This window comes from Mycobacterium sp. NGS61 (assembly GCF_059812325.1).
Genome location: NZ_JCALCL010000020.1, coordinates 26030 through 47602, shown reverse-complemented (window position 1 = coordinate 47602; position 21573 = coordinate 26030). Strand labels below are relative to the sequence as shown.

Genomic DNA, 21573 nt, shown 5'->3' with positions numbered 1-21573 from the left:
TCAACCTTCAGCTATCCATCTTGGTGGGTCGACTCACACGGTCACTGACGTGAGCGATAAAGTGTTGTACGCCAACACTTTTCAGTTCATCAGTTATCTCGCAGTACCGAGCGGCCTACTGACGCCAGTTGAATAATTATTGTCAATAGCGTCAGAAACCAGCAGGGAAAGCGACTCGCCTGACACCGCCGTGACCGGGCGTAAAGTTTGCTGTGTGCCGCACTACCGCCTCGGGATTGCGAAGTGGCGATTGACAAATTTTCTCGGGAGTGTCACGGCAACGGCACGACGCAGAGCCAGCCAAACGGTTGCTGGAAGTAGACCGACCGGTCTTCTGATCTGCCGGCGTCGGCTACTTGCCGTACCGGCGATGCCGCATGCTGTAGTCGCGCAGAGCACGCAGAAAATCGACTCGCCGGAACGCCGGCCAGTGCGCCTCGGTGAACCACATCTCCGAGTAGGCGCTCTGCCACAGCAGGAAGCCGGACAGCCGCTGCTCCCCGGAGGTGCGGATGACCAGGTCGGGGTCCGGCTGCCCGGAGGTGTAGAGGTTCTCCGAGATCCCGTCAACCGTCACCACCTCGACGAGTTCCTCGGCGGTGGCGCCGTTGGCGAGTTCCTTGCTCAGCAACGCACGTACCGCACCGACGATCTCCTGCCGGCCGCCGTACCCCACCGCCACGTTGACGTGGAACGCGGCGTTCTGCGGGGTGGAATCCACCGCGTCGCGCAGCCGCCGGGCCGGTTCTTCACCCAGCAACTCCAGGTCTCCGACGGTCCGCACGCTCCAGCGGTTGGCCGGCGCGCAGATCTCCTCGACCACATCGGTGATGATCTCGATCAGCGCACCGAGCTCTTCGGGGTCGCGTTGCAGGTTCTCGGTGGAAAGTAGATAGACGGTGGTCATCTCGATGCCGGCGTCCTGGCACCACCGCAGCATCTCGGCGATCTTCACCGCCCCCATCCGGTAACCGACGCTGACGTCGTCGTACCCCAGGCTGCGCGCCCACCGCCGGTTCCCGTCGCACAGCACCGCGATATGCCGTGGCAACTCCGATCTGGACGCGGCCAGGCCCTGCCGGAGCCGTAGCTCGTAAAGCCGGTACAACGGCTCCTTGATCCGCGGCGGGACGATCTCCACGAAGATCCACACTACTGTGAACCGCACCAGTTTCCGGTGGCGAATTCGGGCTATATCACGTCATGTCATCAGGTTTCACTCAGCTGATTTCGCTACCCTGATCCGTGACCCCAACGGCCGAACACAAGACGAGGCAGAACAGATGAGCAGCCAATCCAGCACGCTCACCAACGCTGAGCCGAACAAGAACACTGAGCCGGACAAGGACGACTCCTCGCCGGTCCAGGCCGCCCAGGACGCCGTGGAGGGCGCCGCCCACCAGATCGCCGAGGGCGTCGCCAAAGTCCTGACCAAGCCCCGGTTCCGCGGCTGGATCCACGTCTACTCAGCCGGCACCGCCGTCGCCGCGGGCGCCTCGCTGGTGGCGGTGTCGTGGGCGGTGGATTCCACCAGGGCCGGTCTGGCGACAATGCTCTACACCTTCGCCACGATCATCATGTTCACGGTCAGCGCCACCTACCACCGGGTCAACTGGAAGTCCCCGACCGCCCGGATGTGGATGAAGCGCGCGGACCACTCGATGATCTTCGTGTTCATCGCGGGCAGCTACACGCCGTTCGCGCTCCTGGCCTTGCCTCCCGACCAGGCGAAACTGATGTTGTGGATCGTCTGGGGCGGTGCGGCCGGCGGCATTCTGCTCAAGATGCTGTGGCCTTCGGCGCCGCGCTGGGTCGGCGTGCCGCTGTACATCCTGCTCGGATGGGTCGCGGTCTGGTACACCGGCACCATCCTGCACAACGCCGGCGTGACGGCCATGGTGCTGCTGTTCGTCGGCGGCGCCCTCTACAGCATCGGCGGCGTGCTGTACGCCATCAAGTGGCCCGACCCGTGGCCGCGGACCTTCGGCTACCACGAGTTCTTCCACGCCTGCACCGCGGTGGCGGCGATCTGCCACTACATCGCGATGTGGTTCGTCGTCTTCTAGAGCTGGGTCACGTCGGCCGCTGACCAGTAGGCCTTCATCGCGGTGACCTTGCCGTCGCCGTCGAACACCATCGTCTCGATGGGCTCGATCCGCATCTTGCTGTCGCCCATCGCGACCGTCAGCCGGAAGTGGAAGGCCGCTTCGTTGCCAGATACCCGCAGCGTGACCAATTCGCATTCGCGTTGCGCGCCGGTCACTGCCGAATAGAAGCCGTGGATAGCACGGGTGCCGATGTGCACCTCACCACCCACCGGATCCTCCAGCGTGGCGTCGTCGGCGTAGAAGGCCGCCAGGTCCTCGGCGGTGCCGTCGCTCACCGTGGCGATGTAGCGATGCACGGTGTCGGTGATTGCTTGCACCCGCTCGGCATTTGGCATGTGACGCACGCTACTACCCGGGTACGTTCAGTGCGGTAGCCAGTGCCGCCGCGTCGGTCACCGGCAGGTCACACGTCCGGCCCCGGCACACGTAGGCGGCGTCGGCGCCGGCCACCTGGTTCCGCCCGGCCAGCAGCGGCGACGAGTCCGTCTGGCCGCCGACAACGATCGCCCCGCCGGGGGCCAGCCGACGGGCTTCGGCCAGCAATGATGCGGGCTGCTGGCAGGCGACGGCGATCTGCAGTGGCCCGCGTACCGCCGCCTCGGCCACCGCCAGCCAATGGCCGGCCGACCGAGGGGCCCGGGCCAGCAGCACCGCATGCGCGTCCAGTGTCTGGCCGGCAAGCCGTAGATATCGCTCGGCGCGGGTGCCAGCCACCAGGTGAGCCGCGGTCAGCAATGCCTCGGCGATTGACGAGGCTCCTGACGGCGTGGCCCCGTCCAGCGGGTCGGCGGGCCTCAGCAACAACTGCTCGGCGTCGTCGGCGGTGTCGAACCACCGGCCGGGATGCTGCGCATCCGCGAAATGCCTGATCGCGGTGTCCAGCAGACCGGTGGCCGCGGTGAGCGACGCCGGCTCCGCGGTCAGCTGGTGGAGCGCAAGCAGGCCGGTGGCCAGCATCGCATAGTCCTCCAGAATCCCCGCGCTGTCGCCGACCACCCCGCCCAGGCTCGCGCGGCGCAGCCGCCCGTCCACCAGGTGACGGTCCAGCAGCGCGGCCGCACAACGCTGCGCGGCCCGGGTCAACTGCGGGTCACTCAACGCGACGCCGGCTTCGGCGAGCGCGGTGACGGCCAGCCCGTTCCAGGCGGTGACCACCTTGTCGTCGCGTCCAGGTTGGACCCGGGTACGCCGCGCCGCCAGCAGCCGCTCGCAGACCTCGTCCAGGCGATCGTCGGGGTCCACCGACAGCCGCAGCACCGACGTGCCGTGCTCAAAGGTGCCGGCCTCGGCGACACCGAAAACCCTTGCCGCCCAACGGCCGTCGTCCGGACCTAAAATTTCGGCCAGCTGGGCCGGCGTCCACACGTAGGTCGAGCCTTCCCGGCCGTCGGCGTCGGCGTCCAGCGAGGAGACGAACAGGTCGCCGTCGGCGAGGTCGTCGAGCAGGAACCGCGCCGTCTGCGCGGTGATCCGCCGGGCCAGCGGGTCGCCGGTGCGTCGGAACCAGTGTGCATACCAGCGCAGCAGCAGCGCGTTGTCGTACAGCATCTTCTCGAAATGCGGCACCACCCAGGCGGTGTCGACACTGTAGCGCGCGAAGCCCCCGGCCAGCTGGTCATACATGCCACCGCGGGCCATCGCGCGGCCGGTGCGCGTCACCGCGGCCAGCACCGCCCGCGACCCGGTGCGCTCGTAGTGGCGCAGCAGCGCCTCCAGCAACGCCGACGGCGGAAACTTCGGAGCGCCACCGAAACCGCCGTGCTCGACGTCCTGGTCACCCAGCACGGCGGCCACCGCCTGATCACACAATTCCGGGGCCACCGCCGGGCCGCCGCCCGGCAACCCGGCGCTCATCGAGCGCAGCTCACCGGCGATGTGGTCCGAGGCCTCCTCCACCTCACCACGGCGTTCGCGCCAGGTCTCGCTGATCGCCGAAAGCAGTTGCAGGAAGCTGTCTTTCGGGTAGTAGGTGCCGCAGAAGAAAGGCCGGCCGTTCGGGGTCAGGAAGCATGTCATCGGCCAGCCGCCCTGGCCGGTGAGCGCGACGGTGGCGTTCATGTAGACCGCGTCGATGTCGGGGCGTTCCTCGCGGTCCACTTTGATACAGACGAAGTCGGCGTTCAGCACCTCGGCCACCCCGGGATCTTCGAACGATTCATGCGCCATGACGTGACACCAATGACAGGCGGCGTAGCCGATGGACAGCAAGATGGGCACGTCGCGGGTGGCCGCGTCAGCCAGCGCATGCGGCGTCCACTGCTGCCAGTGCACCGGGTTGTCGGCATGCTGACGCAGGTAGGGGCTGGTGGCGAGCGCGAGCGTATTGCGGCCGGCCTCAGCCGGGGTCATGAGCCGATCCCGGCGGCCGCGCGGACCCGTCGCCCCCTGGCGGCACGGGCGGGTCGTCCAATGCGTCGGTGCCCTCGTCCGCTGCCTGGTCGGCCTCGGGGTGCTGCCGGTCGAACGATTCGGGGACCTTCTTGAGCTGTCGGTTCATCGACCGCACCAGGAAGATGGTGGCGACCACCAGCAGCACCACGATCAACAACCCCAGTGGACTGGCCTTGCCAAAATCGGGCCCGTGGTTGCGGGTTCCGCCGTCTGCAATCACTGTGAGCACAAGAGCGTTCATCGGTCGCCTTCGATTCCGGCGAACAGATCGGTCTCCGGCAGGGTGGCCGGCACCCGCGACCGGGCCAGCTCGAATTCCTCGGTCGGCCATAGCCGCTGCTGCCAGGCGATCGGCGCGGCGAAAAACTCGGCATTCGGGTCGATCTGGGTGGCGTGCGCGAGCAGCGCGTCATCGCGCTGACCGAAATACGACGAGCATTCGACGCGGGTGGTGACCCGCTTCTCGAACTGGTCGTGCTCAGGCAGCCAGTGCTTGAGCCACTTGTCGAACGGCCCTTGCTGCCCGTGCTTTTCGAACTCGTCCTGCAGTAGCTGCATCCTGGCCCGCAGGAAGCCGTGCACGTAGTAGAGCTTGGACACCGTCCAGGGTTCCCCGGCGTCGCCGAAGCGGCGGTAGTCGCCGGCCGCCTCGTAGGCACCGACAGACACCTCATGGCAGCGGATGTGGTCGGGGTGCGGGTAGCCGCCGTTCTCGTCGTAGGTGATCATCACGTGCGGGCGGAATTCGCGGACCACCCGCACCAGCGCTGCAACCGATTCCTCCAGCGGCACCAGCGCAAAGCAACCCTCCGGCAGTGGCGGCGGCGGGTCGCCCTTGGGCAGCCCGGAGTCGACGAAGCCCAGCCAGGTGTGCTCGACACCGAGGATCTCGGCCGCTTTGGCCATCTCGTCGCGGCGAATCTCATGGATGTGTCCGCGCACGTCGGGCAGGTCCATCGCGGGGTTGAGAATGTCGCCGCGCTCACCGCCGGTCAACGTCACCACCAGCACCTGATGACCCTCGTCGGCGTACCGGGCGAGAGTCGCGGCGCCCTTGCTGGATTCGTCGTCGGGGTGGGCGTGCACCGCCATCAACCGCAGTTTGCTCACGTGCTCCCTTGTGTCTGTGGGTACGAGTCCGTCCACCGGCCCTGCTCAGTGCTCCCTATACTTCCAGTTCTGCTGTACCCCACAACTCCCCAGGGCAAGACTGACGGCTTGACTGACGAATCGATTCCGCGTCCCGAGGCACGCTACGGACGGTCCCGGCTTTCGCGCAAAGCACGGCGCCGAGTCGTCATCGGGCTCGCCGCGGCGGTGCTGGCGGCGGGCATCGGCATCGCCGTCGCCGGCTACCAGCGGATCGGCACCGCCCCGGTCACCGGCACGCTGGCGGGCTACCAGGTGATCGATGACGAAACGGCCTCGGTGATCATCAGCGTGACCCGCAAAGACCCGTCCCGGGCCGTGGCGTGCATCGTGCGGGTGCGCGCCAGGGACGGCAGCGAGACCGGCCGGCGCGAGGTCCTGGTGCCTCCCGCCGACCAGGCGACGGTGCAGGTGACCACCACCCTGAAATCCGGCAAGCCGCCGATGATGGCCGACGTATATGGCTGCGGCACAGACGTACCCGCGTATCTGCGCCCGTCCTGACCGCGCGACAAACGCCGAACTGCGGCGATGCAGGTCATCAGTTGTTAGCGCGGTGGTAACATAGGTGAATGCACGGTCCTGCCTGGGACCGTGTATTGCTGCATTAGAGGCCTTCGGCACGCGGGACTTGGCAGCAACCGGGGTGGGGGAAGCCGCTTACGTCAGCAAGCGGATCAGAGGACTTACGCGACACGCGGAACGACAACACAAGGAGCGGTACGAGATGACGGACACTCAGGTGACCTGGTTGACCCAGGAATCACATGACCGGCTCAAGTCCGAGCTCGACCAGCTGATCGCGAATCGTCCGGTCATCGCCGCGGAAATCAACGATCGCCGCGAAGAGGGCGATCTGCGCGAGAACGGCGGGTACCACGCTGCGCGGGAGGAGCAGGGTCAGCAGGAGGCCCGCATCCGGCAGCTGCAGGATCTGCTCAACAACGCCAAGGTCGGCGAGGCCCCCAAGCAGTCCGGGGTCGCGCTGCCCGGCTCGGTGGTGAAGGTCTACTACAACGGCGACAAGTCGGACAGCGAGACCTTCCTGATCGCCACCCGCCAAGAAGGCGTTAACGACGGCAAACTCGAGGTCTACTCACCGAACTCTCCGCTCGGCGGTGCGCTGATTGACGCGAAGGTCGGCGAGACCCGCAGCTACAAGGTGCCCAGCGGTAACACCGTCGAGGTGACGCTGGTCAGCGCGGAGCCGTACCACTCGTAGTTCCTGCCCAGTGTGCACGGCACGACGTATCTGCGGCGTGTCGCGTCGTGAGACGCACAGTCGGCGTCAGGCCGGTGGGTCAGCCCAGCGCCTGCTCGAGGTCGGCGATCAGGTCGGCGACGTCCTCGATGCCCACCGACAGCCGCACCAGGTCGTCGGGAACTTCCAGCTGTGAGCCGGCCGTCGATGCGTGCGTCATCGCGCTGGGGTGTTCGATCAGTGACTCCACCCCGCCCAGTGACTCGGCCAGAATGAAGACTTCGGTCCTGGCGCACAACTTCTCGGCCGCCTGCCGTCCCCCGCGCATCCGCAGCGACACCATGCCGCCGAAGCCGCGCATCTGGCGCGCGGCAACCGCATGGCCGGGATGGGTGGGCAGACCCGGGTAGAGCACGGCACTCACCGCCGGCAGCTCGGCCAGGAAATGCGCTACGGCAGCGGCGTTTTCGCTGTGCCGCTGCATCCGCAGTACCAGCGTCTTGATGCCGCGGATGGTCAGGTACGCATCGAACGGCCCCGGTACCGCACCCGCGCCGTTCTGCAGGAAGGCGAACGCCTGATCCAGTTCTTCGTCGTTGGTGACCACCGCGCCGCCGACGACGTCGGAGTGGCCGCCGATGTATTTGGTGGTCGAGTGCAGCACGATATCGGCACCCAGCGTCAGCGGTTGCTGCAACGCCGGCGAGGCAAACGTGTTGTCCACCAATACTTTTGCCTTGACATCGGCACCCAGCTGGCCGATGCCGGCAATGTCGGCGACCGACAGCAGCGGGTTGGTGGGCGTCTCCACCCAGATCAACCGGGTCTGCGGGGTGATCGCCGCGCGCACCGCGTCCAGATCGGATAACGGCACCGGCGTGTACCGGACGCCCCATTGGGTGAAGACCTTGTCGATCAGCCGGAAGGTGCCGCCGTAGGCGTCGTCGGGAATGACGACATGGTCGCCGGGGCGCAGGACGGCGCGTAGCACACAATCGCTGGCGGCCATCCCGGAACTGAACGCGCGCCCGAACGCACCCTCCTCGATCGCCGCCAGGGAGGCTTCCAGCGCGGCCCGGGTCGGGTTGCCGGTGCGGGCGTACTCGAAGCCGCCGCGCAACCCACCGACCCCGTCCTGGGCGAAGGTGCTGCTGGCGTAGATCGGGGCGTTGACGGCGCCGGTCGCCGGATCGGGGCGGTAGCCCGCGTGGATCGCTTTGGTGGCCTGGCCGGTGAATCTGTGGTCGTGGTTCATCGACGGCCAGCCTAATCGCTCCTACCGGGTGGGCTCCCTCCTCAGCTTTGCAGCGGCAGACAGACCGTCGTCATGATCTTGTCCGCCAGGGTCTGGCGCTTCTTGTCCCACAACGGGAATAAGAATCCGATGTAGCAGATGATCGCGTCGACGAAGTGCGCGAGTTGACGCACCAGTGACATGGCGAATCCCAACGGAGCGCCGGAGACCTCGCTCACCACTTTGAACTTCAGGATCGACTTACCGATGCTCGATCCGGTGGTGCCCTGCTTGTAGCCGTAGTTCCACACGACGTAGGCCGCGACCAACCCATTTCCCAGCATGTTCAGGAAAGTGCCGGCCATCGAGTCGTCCGGGACGGCGATCAACAGGGCCGTGGTGATACCGACGATGATCAGCACCGGGACGTAGTCGATGAGGAATGCGAGCGCGCGGGAGACCCACGGTGTGTAGGACTCCGTCGACAACTGGCGCACGGCCGGTCCCGGCGGTGGCGGCGCGACCGCGCCGGCCGGCGGGGGTGGCGGCGGGTAGCCACCGGGCGGCGGGGGCGGGGGCGCGGACGGATAGGGCCCACCGGGCGGCTGATCGGTCATGGACAACCTTCCGATACGGAGTTTGCTGAACTAAGCCGGTTAGAGTACCGGAGCGCCGGAACCAGCGGGACCCCGCTAGCGTCGTCGCGTTCCTTCGGACAGGAAGCCCAGCAGGTCGTAGCGGGTGATCACCCCGACCGGCTTGCCCTCCTCCACCACCATCAACGCGTCCCAGTCGCGCAGCTCCTTGCCGGCCACGCTGACCAGCTCGCCGGCCCCGATCAGTCGCAACGGGGGGCTCATGTGCTCCGACACCGCGTCGGCCAGCTTGGCGCGGCCCTCGAACACCGCAGAAAGGAGTTCGCGCTCGGAGACACTGCCGGCGACTTCGCCGGCCATCACCGGCGGCTCGGCGCCCACGACCGGCATCTGCGACACCCCGTATTCGCGCAGAATCCCGATCGCGTCGCGCACCGTTTCCGACGGGTGGGTGTGCACCAGGTCGGGCAACGCACCGGACTTGCGCCGCAGCACATCTCCGACGGTGGACTCCGCCGATGACCCGTCGAGCCTGCTGCGCAGGAACCCGTAGGACGACATCCACGCGTCGTTGAAGATTTTCGCCATGTAGCCGCGCCCACCGTCGGGCAGCAGCACGACGACCAGCGCTTCGGGCCCGGCCTGCTCGGCCACCTTGAGCGCCGCGACAACGGCCATCCCGCAGGAGCCGCCGACCAGCATGGCTTCCTCGCGGGCCAGGCGCCGGGTCATGTCGAAGGAATCGGAGTCGGAGACCGCGACGATCTCGTCGGGCACCGAAGGGTCGTAGGCCGCCGGCCAGAAGTCCTCGCCCACGCCCTCGACCAGATACGGCCGGCCGGTGCCGCCGGAGTACACCGAACCCTCCGGGTCGGCGCCGATGATCCGCACCCGCCCGTTGGACACCTCCTTGAGGTAGCGACCGGCGCCGGTGATCGTGCCGCCGGTGCCGATGCCGGCGACGAAGTGCGTGATCTTGCCGTCGGTGTCGGCCCAGATCTCCGGACCCGTGCTGGCGTAGTGGCTGGCCGGGCCCTCGGGGTTGGAGTATTGGTCGGGCTTCCAGGCACCTTCGGTTTCCCGCACCAACCGGTCGGACACGCTGTAGTAGCTGTCCGGGTCCTCCGGGGGCACCGCCGTCGGGCAGACGACCACCTCGGCACCGTACGCGCGCAACACATTTCGCTTGTCCTCCCCGACTTTATCGGGGCACACGAATACGCATTTGTAACCGCGGCGCTGGGCCACCAACGCCAGGCCGACACCGGTGTTGCCCGACGTGGGTTCGACGATGGTGCCGCCCGGCCGCAGCGCGCCGCTGGCCTCGGCCGCGTCGATCATCCGCTCGGCGATCCGGTCCTTGGAGCTGCCGCCCGGGTTGAGGTATTCGACCTTCGCGGCCACGATGCCCGAACCCTCGGGGACGACGGAGTTCAGCCGAACCAGCGGAGTGCCGCCGATGAGATCACTGATGTGCTGCGCGATTCGCATACGCCTATGGTCTCAGGCGGTCCCGCGCGGTGCACTCGGGTGTCTAGCCGGTGGCCTCGCGGATGTACTCGCCGATCTGCCGCAACGAACGCTCGGCCTCCGGCAAGATCGGTCCGGCCACCTGGAAGTCGTGCACCTGGCCCGGCCAGACCCGCACCTCGGCGGGCACCCCCACCGCCGCCAGCCGCTGCGCGGCCAGCTGGGCGTCGTGCAACAGCACCTCGGAGCCGGAAACGTGGATCAGCGTCCGCGGCAAGCCGGGCTCGATGTGCTCCAACGGCTCGTAGATCTCCTCGGGCGCACCGTTCTTCTTGTTCTTGGCGGCGCAGCTAGCAACCAATTCGCCAAGCGCGTCAAATGCTCGCGGCGGGAACATCGCGTCGCACTTGATGTTCGGGTGGGCCTGCTTCTCTTCCTTTGCCAGCTGCAGCAGCGGCGAGATCGCCACCAGGGCCGCGGGCTCCTCGTCCTCCCGCAGCAGACGTTGCGCCAGGGACAGCGCGAGGTAGCCGCCGGCCGAGTCGCCGGCAAGCACAATCTGCTCGGGTTCGTACCCGAGCAGCCGCAACCACCGGTAGCCGTCGTAGCAGTCATCGAGCGCCATCCCGATCGAATGCTTGGGCATCAGCCGGTAGTTGACGACCAGAACTGGGGCGTCAGCAAACTTCGACAGCGTCTCGACCAGGCGACCGTGCGAGTTTGCTCCGCAGGTGAGAAAGGCTCCGCCGTGCAGATACAGAATCACGCGCCGGGTACCGTCGGCCGGCAAGACGCCGGTGGCCCGCACCAATTGCGCTGAGGCATTGGGCAAGTCGACTTCGGCTCGGACGGTGTTGGTGGCCGGCAGCAGTACGCGGGCGGCGTGGTCGATCAGAGCCCACGGCCAGGGAAACTGTGGAACGTAGCTGCCGACCGCCAGAAACGGACGGATCGTGACACGCGAAGCAAGCGTGGCTATTCGCGCAGAGACACTTGGACCAGACTCGACCACCTGAACGGGGGCACCGTCACTGATCGCAAACCTGCGGGCTTCAAGTCTACGAGACTTCAGCACATCGCGCGGCCGAATGTGAACCCGGGGGGAACCAGATACTTTACTGGGAGCGGTCATTGCTCACTACTTCCTACGCCGTTGTAGTCCGATAGCATGCGACGAAGACGCTGAGCAGTGACTCCAGCCAACCTCGCCAACTTAGCTTGGCAGCCGTTTACCCACTCGGCACTCGATTATTCAGTTCGATATCACTTCTGGTTCACACCGTAATCGCTTTGTTCTTCAGCTACCCACGAAATCAGCACAACCGTCCTAAACTGATTGCCGTGAGCATGCGCGTGCCACGTCGTTCGACGATCGCTCTGGCCACCGCGGGTGCACTCGCCTCGACAGGCTCGGCCTATCTGGGCGCACGCAACCTGCTGGTCGGCCAGGCCATGCATGCGCGCACGGTGATCCCCAAGTCGTGGGACATCCCGCCCCGCGCCGACGGCGTCTACACCCGCGGCGGCGGTCCCGTGCAACGCTGGCAGCGCGGCATGCCCGTGGACCTGCACCTGATGATTTTCGGCGACTCGACGGCGGCCGGGTACGGGTGCGTGACCGCAGAGGATGTTCCCGGGGTGGTGATCGCCCGCGGGCTGGCCGAGCAGACCGGGCTGCGAATCCGCCTGAGCACCAAGGCCATTGTCGGAGCCACGTCGAAAGGCCTCTGGGGTCAGGTCGATGCGATGTTCGTCGCGGGACCGCCACCCGACGCGGCGGTCATCATGCTCGGCGCGAACGACATCACCGCGCTCAACGGGGTCAGCCCGTCGGCCCAGCGACTCGGCTCCTCGGTGCGCCGGCTGCATGACCGCGGCGCCGTCGTGGTGGTGGGGACCTGTCCAGACCTGGGGGTCATCACGGCAATCCCCCAGCCGTTGCGTTCGCTGGCGCGCACCCGGGGTCTGCAACTGGCCCGCGCACAAGCCGCCGCGGTGCGCGCGGCCGGGGGTGTGCCAGTGTCGATCGCGCATCTGGTGGCGCCCAAATTCCGGGAGATGCCGGAGCTGATGTTCTCCGCCGACCAGTTCCACCCCTCGGCGGCCGGGTATGCCGTCGCGGCCGAGCAGTTGCTGGCGGCGTTGCGCAGCGCGCTCAGTGACAAGCTGGACCTGCCGCCGGTTCCGCCGCCGGTTTCAGCCGAGATCGTCACCCCGGAGGTCAGTGCCACCCGACGCGCACTGGTGTCCCGGTTCTGGCCGCGCCCGTCGGCTGCGCGTGCGGCCGAAGGTGAAGCCGTCGCCCTACCTTGACTCCGGCGCGTTGGGCCGCGGGACTAGGCTCGGCCTGCCAGATTCGAATGGCCACCGCCCACCGGAGGAGCCGACATGCCCGAAGCCGTCATCGTCTCAACTGCCCGCTCACCGATCGGCCGTGCCATGAAAGGGTCGCTGGTCGGCATGCGGCCCGACGACCTGGCCAGCCAGATGGTGCGCGCCGCACTCGACAAGGTGCCGGAGCTGAACCCACATCAGATCGACGACCTGATGCTGGGATGCGGACAGCCCGCCGGTGAGTCCGGCTTCAACATGGCGCGGGTCGTCGCCGTCCAACTCGGCTACGACTTCCTGCCCGGCACCACCGTCAACCGGTACTGCTCGTCGTCGCTGCAGACCACCCGCATGGCGTTTCACGCGATCAAGGCCGGTGAGGGTGACGCTTTCATCTCCGCCGGTGTGGAGACGGTGTCCCGCTTCGCCAAGGGCAGCGCCGACTCGTGGCCGGACACCAAGAACCCGCTGTTCGACGAGGGGCAACAGCGCACCGCCGCGGCGGCGGCCGGCGCCGACGAATGGCACGACCCGCGCGCCGACGGGAATGTGCCTGACATCTACATCGCGATGGGGCAGACCGCCGAGAACGTCGCTGCGATGACGGGCATCAGCCGCGAAGACCAGGACCACTGGGGTGTGCGCAGCCAGAACCGCGCTGAAGAAGCGATCAAGAACGGGTTCTTCGCCCGCGAGATCTCCGCGGTCACCCTGCCCGACGGCAGCACCGTCGACACCGACGACGGCCCGCGCGCCGGCACCACCTACGAGAAGATCAGCGAGCTCAAGCCGGTGTTCCGGCCCAACGGCACCGTCACCGCGGGCAATGCCTGCCCGTTGAACGACGGCGCGGCTGCGGTGATCATCACCAGCGACACCAAGGCCAAGGAGCTGGGCCTGACGCCGTTGGCGCGCATCGTGTCCACCGGCGTCAGTGGGCTCTCCCCGGAGATCATGGGGCTGGGCCCGATCGAGGCGGTCAAGAAGGCGCTGGCCCGCGCCGGCATGTCGGTCACCGACATCGACCTCTTCGAAATCAACGAGGCGTTTGCGGTGCAGGTGCTGGGGTCGGCGCGCGAGCTGGGTATCGACGAGGACAAGCTGAACGTGTCGGGCGGTGCTATCGCGTTGGGTCACCCGTTCGGCATGACCGGCGCCCGCATCACCGCGACGCTGCTCAACAATCTGCAGACGCACGACAAGACGTTCGGCGTGGAGACCATGTGCGTCGGCGGTGGGCAGGGTATGGCGATGGTGGTCGAGCGGCTGTCGTAGCTGCGCTTCGTCGGCGCTGCGCCGCCCCTCCCGCCGTTCACTCTGCGTCGGCCCACCCGGTCACTCTGCGTCCAGGGCGACAGAGTGCGAGAGCGCAGCGCCCTCAGCGCAAAGTCAACGGCGGCACCGGACAGAACACCTTCGCGGTGCGACCACAACCACGCGGCGACGGTGCGGTCGCGCAATGACGGGTCCACACGCTTGTCCAGGTAGACATTCGGCATGATCGGGCGGTAGTAAGTGCGCAGCTCGTGCCGGCTGAGTCGGCCGTCGGTGAGTGCCTCGCTGCCGATAAAGGGCTGCTGTGCGTACCACATACCCCGCATGGTGGCAGCCGGCACCGACACCGCAATTCACTCTGCGTCCAGGGCGCAAAACTGCGAGAACCCCCCGCCACCAGCGCAGAGTCACGCCCGGGGAAGCCACCCACCGCGCCGCCAGCGCAGCGTCAACGCCGCACACCCGCGGCGCCACCCGCGCGGCGCCACACGAAAGAGGGCGCACACAAAAGAGAAAGCCGGCACGCCATGGCGTGCCGGCTTTGCCCGTCCAGGGATCAATCGTTCTGCAGATAGCTCAGCAGTCGCAGGATCTCGATGTACAGCCAGACCAGGGTCACGGTCAGGCCGAGCGCGATGCCCCACGCGGCCTTCTCCGGCGCCCCTGCGCGAATCATCTGGTCGGCGGCGTCGAAGTCGATCAAGAAGCTGAAGGCCGCGATGCCGATGCAGACCAGCGAGAAGATGATCGCGATGGTGCCGCCACCCCGCAGCGGGCCCGCCGAGTGGGTGAAGAAACTCAGCACGAGGTTGCCCAGCATCAGGAAGAACACACCGAAGATCGCAGCGGTCATCATCCGAACGAACTTCGGCGTGACCCGAATAGCACCGGTCTTGTAGACGACCAACATTCCGAAGAACACGCCGAGAGTCCCCAGGATGGCCTGGCCGATGAGCGAACCCGCGTTGGCCGAGCCCACAGTGAAGTGCGCCAGCAGGAACGAGATGGCGCCCAGGAACAAACCCTCGAGGACGGCGTAGCTCAGCACGATCGCCGGGTTGTCCTGCTTGCGACCGAACGTCGCAATCAGCACCATTACCAGACCACCGATCCCGCCGACCATGGCCAGCGGCATCGCCAGGCTGTTGTTCGCCGCGACCAGGAAGTAGGAGACGACCGCGGTCGCCGACAGCGTGGCCAGCGTCAGGCCGGTCTTGGTGACGACATCGTCGATGGTCACCGGACGAGAAGTCCCCGCCTGCGGCTGGTAAGGCTGGGACGGCTGGTAGGGGGCGTATGGGTCGCCCTGGTAGCCCGGCGCGACGCCGGGGCCGAACTGCGCGTATCCGCCCTGCTGCTTCGGCAGCGAGCGGAATACCGGGTTGCTTGTCTCCCGCACCGTCGGATCCTCTCTGAAATGCTGTGGTTTCGAGCTGTGCAAACAGTTACTCAACGTTTGGCGGTCCGCGCGGGTTCCCGCGGAGCTGCTTATCGACCTGGTCCGGATGAAGGTCCGGATAACCATAAACCTTAGACCCGCGGGCACCGCCGAGCGAGTAACGATCTAGATTGCTGGTCAAACTCATGGTCACAGCGGCCAGGGGTGCTTCACGACGAGGGGAGACGTGCGCGTGACTGGCGCCGTGACTGGGGAATCCGACGAGGTCCTGACCCGCGTGGACCACAACGTCGGCTACGTCACACTGAACCGCCCGAAGGCGATCAACTCGCTCAGCCAGACGATGATCGACCTGCTGAGCACGGTCCTGACCCGGTGGGAGCGCGACGACGCGGTGCGTGCGGTGGTGCTCACCGGCGCCGGCGAGCGCGGGTTGTGCGCCGGCGGTGACGTGGTGGCGCTGTATCACTCGGCCCGCAGCGACGGCGCCGAGGCGCGGCGGTTCTGGCGCGACGAGTATCTGCTCAACGGAAAGATCGGCCGCTACGACAAGCCCTACGTCGCGGTGATGGACGGCATCGTGATGGGCGGCGGGGTCGGCGTCAGCGCCCACGCGAACACCCGGGTGGCCACCGACACCTCCAAGGTCGCGATGCCCGAGGTCGGGATCGGCTTCATCCCCGACGTCGGCGGGACCTATCTGTTGTCGCGGGCGCCCGGCAAGCTCGGCCTGCACGCCGCGCTGACCGGTGCACCGTTCGACGGTGCGGACGCCATCGCGCTGGGGTTCGCCGACCACTACGTGCCACACAGCGAACTCGATGCTTTCACCGCCGCGGTCGCCACTGAGGGCGTCGAAGGCGCGCTCGCGCACTACGCCGTCGAACCGCCACCGAGTAAGCTTGCGGCGCAACGTGAATGGATCGACGACTGCTACTCGGGCGACACCGTCGCGGACATCATCGCCGCGTTGCGCGCACACGACGCGGAGCCGGCCCACGACGCCGCGGACCTGATCGCCACCCGCTCCCCCATCGCACTGTCGGTGACCTTCGAGGCGGTACGCCGTGCCGCCGAGCTGGAAACGCTGGAAGATGTTCTGGTGCAGGATTATCGGGTGTCGTCGGCGTCGCTGCGCTCGCACGACTTCGTCGAAGGCATCCGCGCCCAACTGGTCGATAAGGACCGCAACCCGAAGTGGTCCCCGGCGCAACTGGACGAAGTCACCGCAGCCGACGTCGACGCATATTTCGCACCAGTGGACGACGATCTGACGTTCTAGGGAGGCAATCGCATGTCCTACGAAACCATCCTGGTCGAGCGTGATGAACGAGTTGGCATCATCACCCTGAACCGGCCCAAGGCCCTCAATGCGCTGAACAGCCAGGTAATGCACGAAGTCACTGATGCCGCAACAGAACTAGATTCCGACGACGGCATCGGGGCGATCATCATCACCGGTTCGGCCAAGGCGTTCGCCGCGGGCGCCGACATCAAGGAGATGGCCGGACTGTCCTTCGCCGACGCGTTCGGCGCCGACTTCTTCGTCACCTGGGGCAAGTTGGCCGCGGTGCGCACCCCGACGATCGCGGCGGTGGCCGGCTACGCGCTCGGCGGCGGCTGTGAGCTGGCGATGATGTGCGATCTGCTGATCGCTGCCGACACCGCGAAATTCGGTCAGCCGGAGATCAAGCTGGGCGTGATCCCCGGTATGGGCGGCTCGCAACGGCTGACCCGGGCGATCGGCAAAGCCAAGGCGATGGACCTCATCTTGACCGGACGCACCATCGATGCCGCCGAGGCCGAACGCAGCGGACTGGTGTCGCGGGTGGTTCCCGCCGACGACCTGCTGACTGAAGCCAAAGCCGTCGCGACCACCATCTCGCAGCTGTCGCTGTCGGCCACCCGGATGGCCAAGGAAGCCGTCAACCGCGCCTTCGAGTCCACCCTGGCCGAGGGACTTCTCTACGAGCGCAGGCTGTTTCACTCGACCTTTGCCACCGACGACCAATCCGAAGGCATGGCTGCCTTCGTGGAGAAGCGCCCGCCTGACTTCACCCACCGATGAACGGTTCGGCGGCCCTGGCCACCGACGAGGAATCGGCCGACGAGCCGCGCCCTGACGACAAGGATCTGGCCCCACCCCTGGTCCACGGCCGTTGGTGGGTGCGAAATTACACCTACACCGGGACCATGCTGGGCCTGATTTTCGTGTGGTTGTCGCTGACCCCGTCGCTGCTGCCCCGCGGGCCGCTGTTCCAGGGAGTGGTCAGCGGGTCTTCGGGCGCAACCGGATACGGGTTGGGTGTGTTCACCGTGTGGCTGGTCCGCTACATGCGTTCGCAGAACACCACTCCCCCCGCGCCGCCGTGGGCGTGGCCGCCGCTGATCGTGGTCGGCGCGATCGGCGTGGTGGTGATGGCGATCCGATTCCATGTCTGGCAGGACGACGTGCGCGACATGATGGGCGTCGAGCACCTGCAGTGGTACGACTACCCGCTGACCGGCGCGCTGTCGATGGTCGTGTTGTTCACCTTTGTCGAAATCGGCAAGTTCATCCGCTGGATCGTCACTCGCCTGGTGGCACAGGTGGATCGGGTCGCCCCGTTCCGCGTTTCGGCGGCCATCGTGGTGATCGCGCTCACCGCGCTGACGATCACTGTGCTCAACGGCGTGGTGCTCAAGTTCGCGATGCGGTCCATGAACGGCTCGTTCGCCTCGCTCAACAACGAGATGGACCCCGACAGTGCACCGCCGAAGACCAGGCTGCGCTCCGGCGGTCCGGAGTCGCTGGTGTCGTGGGAGTCACTGGGCCATCAGGGCCGGATCTTCGTCCGGGGTGGACCGTCGGTGAAGAAGCTGACCGCATTCAACGGCGTTGCGGCGCTTCAGCCGATCCGGGCGTACGCCGGCCTGAAATCCGCGGCAGACATCGACGCGACCGCCCAACTGGCGGCCCAGGAGCTGCTGCGGACCGGAGGCCTGCAGCGCGCCGTCGTCGCAGTGGGCACCACCACCGGCACCGGGTGGATCAACGAGGCGGAGGCCTCGGCACTGGAATACATGTACAACGGCAACACCGCGATCGTCAGCATGCAGTACTCGTTCCTGCCGAGCTGGCTGTCGTTTCTGGTGGACAAGGAGAACGCCCGGCACGCCGGGCAGGCGTTGTTCGAGGCCGTCGACAAGCTGATCCGGCAGATGCCGGAATTCAAGCGTCCCAAGCTCGTCGTCTTCGGCGAGAGCCTGGGCTCGTTCGGCGGCGAGGCGCCGTTCATGAGCCTCAACAACGTGCTGGCCCGTACCGACGGCGCCCTGTTCAGCGGGCCGACGTTCAACAACACCATCTGGACGCAGCTGACCGCGACGCGGGACCGCGGTTCGCCGGAGTGGTTGCCGATCTTCGACGGCGGTCACAACGTCCGCTTCGTCGCGCGCCCGGAGGACTTGAACCGTCCCAGCCGGGAGTGGAGCAGACCCCGGGTGGTGTATCTGCAGCACGCCTCCGACCCGATCGCCTGGTGGACACCGGACCTGCTGTTCAACAAACCGGACTGGTTGCGCGAGAAGCGTGGCTACGACGTGTTACCCGAGACGCGGTGGATCCCGCTGGTGACGTTCCTGCAGGTGTCGGCGGACATGGCGGTTGCGGTCGACGTTCCCGACGGCCACGGCCACCGTTACGTGGCCAACTGCGCCGACGGCTGGGCCGCGGTGCTGTCGCCGCCGGGGTGGACGCCGGAAAAGACCGAACGGCTACGGCCGATGCTGAACGCCAACGCGATGCCGCTGGGCTCGGGCGACGATCAGGACGCCACCGGTTAGCGGCTGACCGGTTCCAGGTCGCCCAGCACGCCGGCGGCGCTCAGCGCGTGATAGCCGCCGATCACGTCGGTCGCGCGGTGCAGGCCCAGGTCCAGCAGCGCGGCCGCGGCCAGGCTCGAGGTGTAGCCCTCCGAACACAGGATCACCCACTGCACGTCGTCGTCGACGGCTGCGGGGAGCCGGGCGTCGCTGGTCGGGTCCAGGCGCCACTCCAGCACATTGCGTTCGATCACCAGCGCACCGGGCACCTCGCCTTCCCGGGCACGCTGAGCCTGCGGCCGGATGTCGACGAGCAACGCGCCGCCGCGAACCGCCGCGGGCACGTGTTCGGCAGGCAACCGGCGGTATCGGTCCCGGGCCGCGTCCAGCACGGCGTCGATCCGGCTCATCCCGGGCCTTCCGGCTGGTCGGTCAACTCGGTTCGATTGCGGCGCAGCGTGTTTCGCTCGGTCACCTCGTAGTAGGACATCGCCGTCAGCGGCGGCGAGTAGGCGTGCACGCTCAGGGTCGGAGCCGACGCACCGGTGCCGATGTCGACCGGTCCCTCCACCGACCTGGGCGCCCACACCACGTCGTGCACCCAGCCCAGCGGAAATCCCGCCTGGTCGCCGGCCTCGAGCCGACGGCGACGCAATTTCCTTCCGTCCCAACGGAACTCGCTGAGCGCACCGGAGAGCACCGTCAGCGCACCGAGCGAACCGCCGTGGTCGTGCAGTTCGGTGGCGTGCCCGGGAACCCAGCTGATCAACCAGATGTCGAGTTCCTCGTCACCGTGGATGCGGGCGAACCAGCGCTGCTGCTCGGGCACCCCGCCGTCGGGCAGCAGGTGGTCGCAGCGTCCGCTCAGCACGTCGTCGGCGGCCTGATCGGTGGCGTGCAACAGATCGGGCACGCGCAACCGGGTGGGCCCCGGGTAGGGGGCAGTCAGCGTCGGATAGGGCCGGGACAGGGGCTGCAGAACAGGGTGAGCCATGAGAAGAACTCCGGAGTCGAAACGGTCAGGGCAAGCGGCGGCGTCAGGGCCGACAACACTCGCAAAAACCGAACCGCTCCAACACAGGGAAAGTGTTGCATAGATTGGGTGGCGTGCGCCGATCCCGATCTCAGCTGCCCCGGCCGGACGCGACCTGCCGAACGGTCATGATTGCGGCAATTCTGCCGGTGCTGGCCGGCTGCTCGTCCGGTGACCACGGCGGCCACCCCGCTTCCACGTCGGCGCAGTCGTCGGCGGCGACGGGTTCGCTGGCACCCGGTGCGATCGGCGTCTCCCCGGCCGGTGTGACGACCCGCGTGGACGCTCCCGCCGAATCGACTGAGGAAGAGTATTTCCAGGCCTGCCATGCCGCGAAGGTGTGGATGGATGAGCGGTCGACCACCGGTGAGGCGGCCGTCGAGCCGTATCTGCAGATGGTTCAGACGGCTGCGGCCGGGGTTGCCGGCAGCTTCAACAAGCAGTGGAGCGAGTTGGGCCCTGCTCGCCAGGCCGCGGTGATCGTCGCGGCGCAGGCGGCCGCCCGCGGCGAGTGCGGCTGACGGCAGCCTTACCAATTGCGATCAGGGGTGCAAAAAACTATGGCCGGTCCCTCAGCTGCTCGCCCGCGTGCCCGCGTCGCGTTGGCACTGGGCAGCGGCGGCGCCCGCGGCTACGCCCACATCGGAGTGATCCAGGCGCTGCAGGAACGTGACTATGAGATCGCCGGGATCGCCGGTTCCTCGATGGGCGCCCTGGTCGGCGGCGTGCAGGCCGCCGGGCGGCTCGACGAACTCGCCGACTGGGCCAAGTCGCTGACCCAGCGCACCATTCTGCGGCTGCTCGACCCGTCGTTGACGGCGGCGGGGGTGTTGCGGGCCGAGAAGATTCTGGATGCGGTACGCGACATCCTCGGCCCGGTCACCATCGAGGAACTGGACGTCCCCTTCACCGCGGTGGCCACCGATCTGCTGACCGGTAAGTCGGTGTGGTTTCAGCGCGGTCCCGTCGACGAAGCCATCCGCGCGTCGATCGCCATTCCGGGGGTGATCGCACCGCACGAGCTCGACGGCCGCCTGCTCGCCGACGGCGGCATCCTCGACCCGCTGCCGATGGCACCGATCGCAGCGATCAACGCCGACCTGACGATCGCGGTCAGCCTCAACGGAAGTGAGCCGGGCGCCACCCGCGACGCGGAACCGGGGATGACGACCGAATGGATGAACCGCATGGTGCGCAGTACCACCGCGTTGTTCGACATCAGTGCCGCCAAGGCCCTGCTGGACCGGCCCACGGCCCGCGCGGTCCTCGGACGCTTCGGCGCGACCGTGCCGGAGCAGGAGCAGGAGTCGGGGTCGGACTCCGGCGCCGAAGACGACGGGGAGCTGCCCGAGCTGCCCAAGCTCGGCGGCTTCGACGTGATGAATCGGACGATAGACATCGCGCAGTCCGCACTGGCCCGGCACATTCTGGCGACCTATCCGCCGGACGTGCTGATCGAGGTGCCGCGCAGCACCTGCCGCAGTCTGGAATTCCACCGGGCCGTGGAGGTGATCGACGCGGGACGCGCGCTGGCCGACCGGGCACTGGACGACTTCGAGGACGGCGGCGACGACGAGTAGGG

21 protein-coding genes and 2 pseudogenes are annotated in these 21573 nt (G+C 67.3%); 10 read left to right on the top strand and 13 right to left on the bottom strand.

The window, feature by feature from the left end:
• Positions 1-352: 352 nt before the first annotated feature.
• Entirely contained in the window at positions 353-1141 is a 789-nt protein-coding gene (locus tag AC5Y3Z_RS24870; protein ID WP_463828820.1) for a (2Z,6E)-farnesyl diphosphate synthase, read from the bottom strand.
• Positions 1142-1283: 142 nt separating this feature from the next.
• On the opposite strand from AC5Y3Z_RS24870, the gene trhA reads away from it, so the two are divergent.
• The gene (gene trhA, locus AC5Y3Z_RS24865) at positions 1284-2066 is read left to right on the top strand and encodes a PAQR family membrane homeostasis protein TrhA (protein ID WP_463828814.1); all 783 of its coding nucleotides are present in this window, start codon (positions 1284-1286) and stop codon (positions 2064-2066) included.
• Here trhA and AC5Y3Z_RS24860 read toward each other — a convergent pair.
• Genes AC5Y3Z_RS24860 through mca form a run of 4 tightly spaced genes read right to left on the bottom strand, consistent with a single transcriptional unit; the run spans position 2063 to position 5609 of the window.
• Positions 2063-2443 carry a nuclear transport factor 2 family protein gene (locus tag AC5Y3Z_RS24860; RefSeq protein ID WP_463828813.1) on the bottom strand — a complete coding sequence of 127 codons (381 nt, stop codon included), beginning with the start codon at positions 2441-2443 and terminating at the stop codon, positions 2063-2065. The two genes, trhA and AC5Y3Z_RS24860, sit on opposite strands and share 4 nt — an antisense overlap.
• 13 nt (positions 2444-2456) lie before the next feature.
• A complete protein-coding gene (locus AC5Y3Z_RS24855; RefSeq protein WP_463828812.1) occupies positions 2457-4457 on the bottom strand; it encodes a thioredoxin domain-containing protein in 2001 nt (666 codons plus the stop codon).
• Positions 4444-4740 (bottom strand): hypothetical protein, encoded by a 297-nt coding sequence (locus AC5Y3Z_RS24850; RefSeq protein ID WP_463828811.1) that lies wholly within the window; start codon positions 4738-4740, stop codon positions 4444-4446. The genes AC5Y3Z_RS24855 and AC5Y3Z_RS24850 overlap by 14 nt, the downstream gene beginning before the upstream one ends.
• Positions 4737-5609: a mycothiol conjugate amidase Mca gene (gene mca, locus AC5Y3Z_RS24845; protein WP_463828810.1), complete on the bottom strand. Its 873-nt coding sequence runs from the start codon at positions 5607-5609 to the stop codon at positions 4737-4739. Before mca ends, AC5Y3Z_RS24850 begins: the two co-directional genes overlap by 4 nt.
• Positions 5610-5717: 108 nt before the next feature.
• On the opposite strand from mca, the gene AC5Y3Z_RS24840 reads away from it, so the two are divergent.
• Together AC5Y3Z_RS24840 and greA are read left to right on the top strand one after the other, a co-directional pair.
• Positions 5718-6152, top strand: coding sequence for a DUF4307 domain-containing protein (locus AC5Y3Z_RS24840; RefSeq protein WP_463828809.1), 435 nt, complete (start codon positions 5718-5720; stop codon positions 6150-6152).
• A gap of 223 nt (positions 6153-6375) precedes the next feature.
• Positions 6376-6870, top strand: a complete 495-nt coding sequence (gene greA / locus AC5Y3Z_RS24835) for a transcription elongation factor GreA (RefSeq protein WP_463828808.1) — start codon at positions 6376-6378, stop codon at positions 6868-6870.
• A 79-nt stretch (positions 6871-6949) separates the two neighbouring features.
• On the opposite strand, the gene AC5Y3Z_RS24830 is transcribed toward greA, so the two are convergent.
• The 4 genes and pseudogenes from AC5Y3Z_RS24830 to AC5Y3Z_RS24815 form a co-directional block, all read right to left on the bottom strand.
• A complete protein-coding gene (locus AC5Y3Z_RS24830; RefSeq protein WP_463828807.1) occupies positions 6950-8104 on the bottom strand; it encodes a cystathionine gamma-synthase in 1155 nt (384 codons plus the stop codon).
• 41 nt (positions 8105-8145) lie between these two features.
• Positions 8146-8661: pseudogene (locus AC5Y3Z_RS24825) on the bottom strand (RDD family protein); the annotation flags it as partial.
• Positions 8662-8775: 114 nt separating this feature from the next.
• The gene (locus AC5Y3Z_RS24820) at positions 8776-10170 is read right to left on the bottom strand and encodes a cystathionine beta-synthase (protein WP_463828806.1); all 1395 of its coding nucleotides are present in this window, start codon (positions 10168-10170) and stop codon (positions 8776-8778) included.
• Between the two features lie 43 nt (positions 10171-10213).
• Positions 10214-11281, bottom strand: a complete 1068-nt coding sequence (locus AC5Y3Z_RS24815) for an alpha/beta hydrolase (protein WP_463828805.1) — start codon at positions 11279-11281, stop codon at positions 10214-10216.
• A 221-nt stretch (positions 11282-11502) separates the two neighbouring features.
• Here AC5Y3Z_RS24815 and AC5Y3Z_RS24810 point away from each other — a divergent pair, with 221 nt between their 5' ends.
• Positions 11503-12462 carry an SGNH/GDSL hydrolase family protein gene (locus AC5Y3Z_RS24810; RefSeq protein WP_463828819.1) on the top strand — a complete coding sequence of 320 codons (960 nt, stop codon included), beginning with the start codon at positions 11503-11505 and terminating at the stop codon, positions 12460-12462.
• A gap of 75 nt (positions 12463-12537) precedes the next feature.
• The gene (locus tag AC5Y3Z_RS24805) at positions 12538-13755 is read left to right on the top strand and encodes an acetyl-CoA C-acetyltransferase (RefSeq protein ID WP_463828804.1); all 1218 of its coding nucleotides are present in this window, start codon (positions 12538-12540) and stop codon (positions 13753-13755) included.
• 119 nt (positions 13756-13874) lie between these two features.
• On the opposite strand, the pseudogene AC5Y3Z_RS24800 reads toward AC5Y3Z_RS24805, so the two are convergent.
• Together AC5Y3Z_RS24800 and AC5Y3Z_RS24795 are read right to left on the bottom strand one after the other, a co-directional pair.
• Positions 13875-14072: pseudogene (locus AC5Y3Z_RS24800) on the bottom strand (hypothetical protein); the annotation flags it as partial.
• Between the two features lie 239 nt (positions 14073-14311).
• Complete coding sequence (locus AC5Y3Z_RS24795) at positions 14312-15154, bottom strand: Bax inhibitor-1/YccA family protein (protein WP_463828803.1); 843 nt, start codon at positions 15152-15154, stop codon at positions 14312-14314.
• A 244-nt stretch (positions 15155-15398) separates the two neighbouring features.
• Between AC5Y3Z_RS24795 and AC5Y3Z_RS24790 the strand changes: the two genes are divergently transcribed.
• Genes AC5Y3Z_RS24790 through AC5Y3Z_RS24780 form a run of 3 tightly spaced genes read left to right on the top strand, consistent with a single transcriptional unit; the run spans position 15399 to position 18979 of the window.
• Entirely contained in the window at positions 15399-16436 is a 1038-nt protein-coding gene (locus AC5Y3Z_RS24790; protein WP_463828818.1) for an enoyl-CoA hydratase/isomerase family protein, read from the top strand.
• Positions 16437-16448: 12 nt separating this feature from the next.
• Positions 16449-17222 carry an enoyl-CoA hydratase gene (locus AC5Y3Z_RS24785; RefSeq protein WP_473140250.1) on the top strand — a complete coding sequence of 258 codons (774 nt, stop codon included), beginning with the start codon at positions 16449-16451 and terminating at the stop codon, positions 17220-17222.
• Positions 17219-18979, top strand: a complete 1761-nt coding sequence (locus tag AC5Y3Z_RS24780; RefSeq protein WP_463828801.1) for an alpha/beta hydrolase — start codon at positions 17219-17221, stop codon at positions 18977-18979. Before AC5Y3Z_RS24785 ends, AC5Y3Z_RS24780 begins: the two co-directional genes overlap by 4 nt.
• On the opposite strand, the gene AC5Y3Z_RS24775 is transcribed toward AC5Y3Z_RS24780, so the two are convergent.
• Positions 18976-19368 (bottom strand): rhodanese-like domain-containing protein, encoded by a 393-nt coding sequence (locus tag AC5Y3Z_RS24775; protein WP_463828800.1) that lies wholly within the window; start codon positions 19366-19368, stop codon positions 18976-18978. The two genes, AC5Y3Z_RS24780 and AC5Y3Z_RS24775, sit on opposite strands and share 4 nt — an antisense overlap.
• Positions 19365-19952: a cysteine dioxygenase gene (locus tag AC5Y3Z_RS24770; RefSeq protein ID WP_463828799.1), complete on the bottom strand. Its 588-nt coding sequence runs from the start codon at positions 19950-19952 to the stop codon at positions 19365-19367. Before AC5Y3Z_RS24770 ends, AC5Y3Z_RS24775 begins: the two co-directional genes overlap by 4 nt.
• Positions 19953-20119: 167 nt before the next feature.
• Between AC5Y3Z_RS24770 and lpqV the strand changes: the two genes are divergently transcribed.
• On the top strand, positions 20120-20512 hold the full coding sequence (lpqV, locus tag AC5Y3Z_RS24765) for a lipoprotein LpqV (RefSeq protein WP_463828798.1): 393 nt from the start codon (positions 20120-20122) through the stop codon (positions 20510-20512).
• A gap of 39 nt (positions 20513-20551) precedes the next feature.
• Complete coding sequence (locus AC5Y3Z_RS24760) at positions 20552-21571, top strand: patatin family protein (protein ID WP_463828797.1); 1020 nt, start codon at positions 20552-20554, stop codon at positions 21569-21571.
• Positions 21572-21573: the final 2 nt, after the last annotated feature.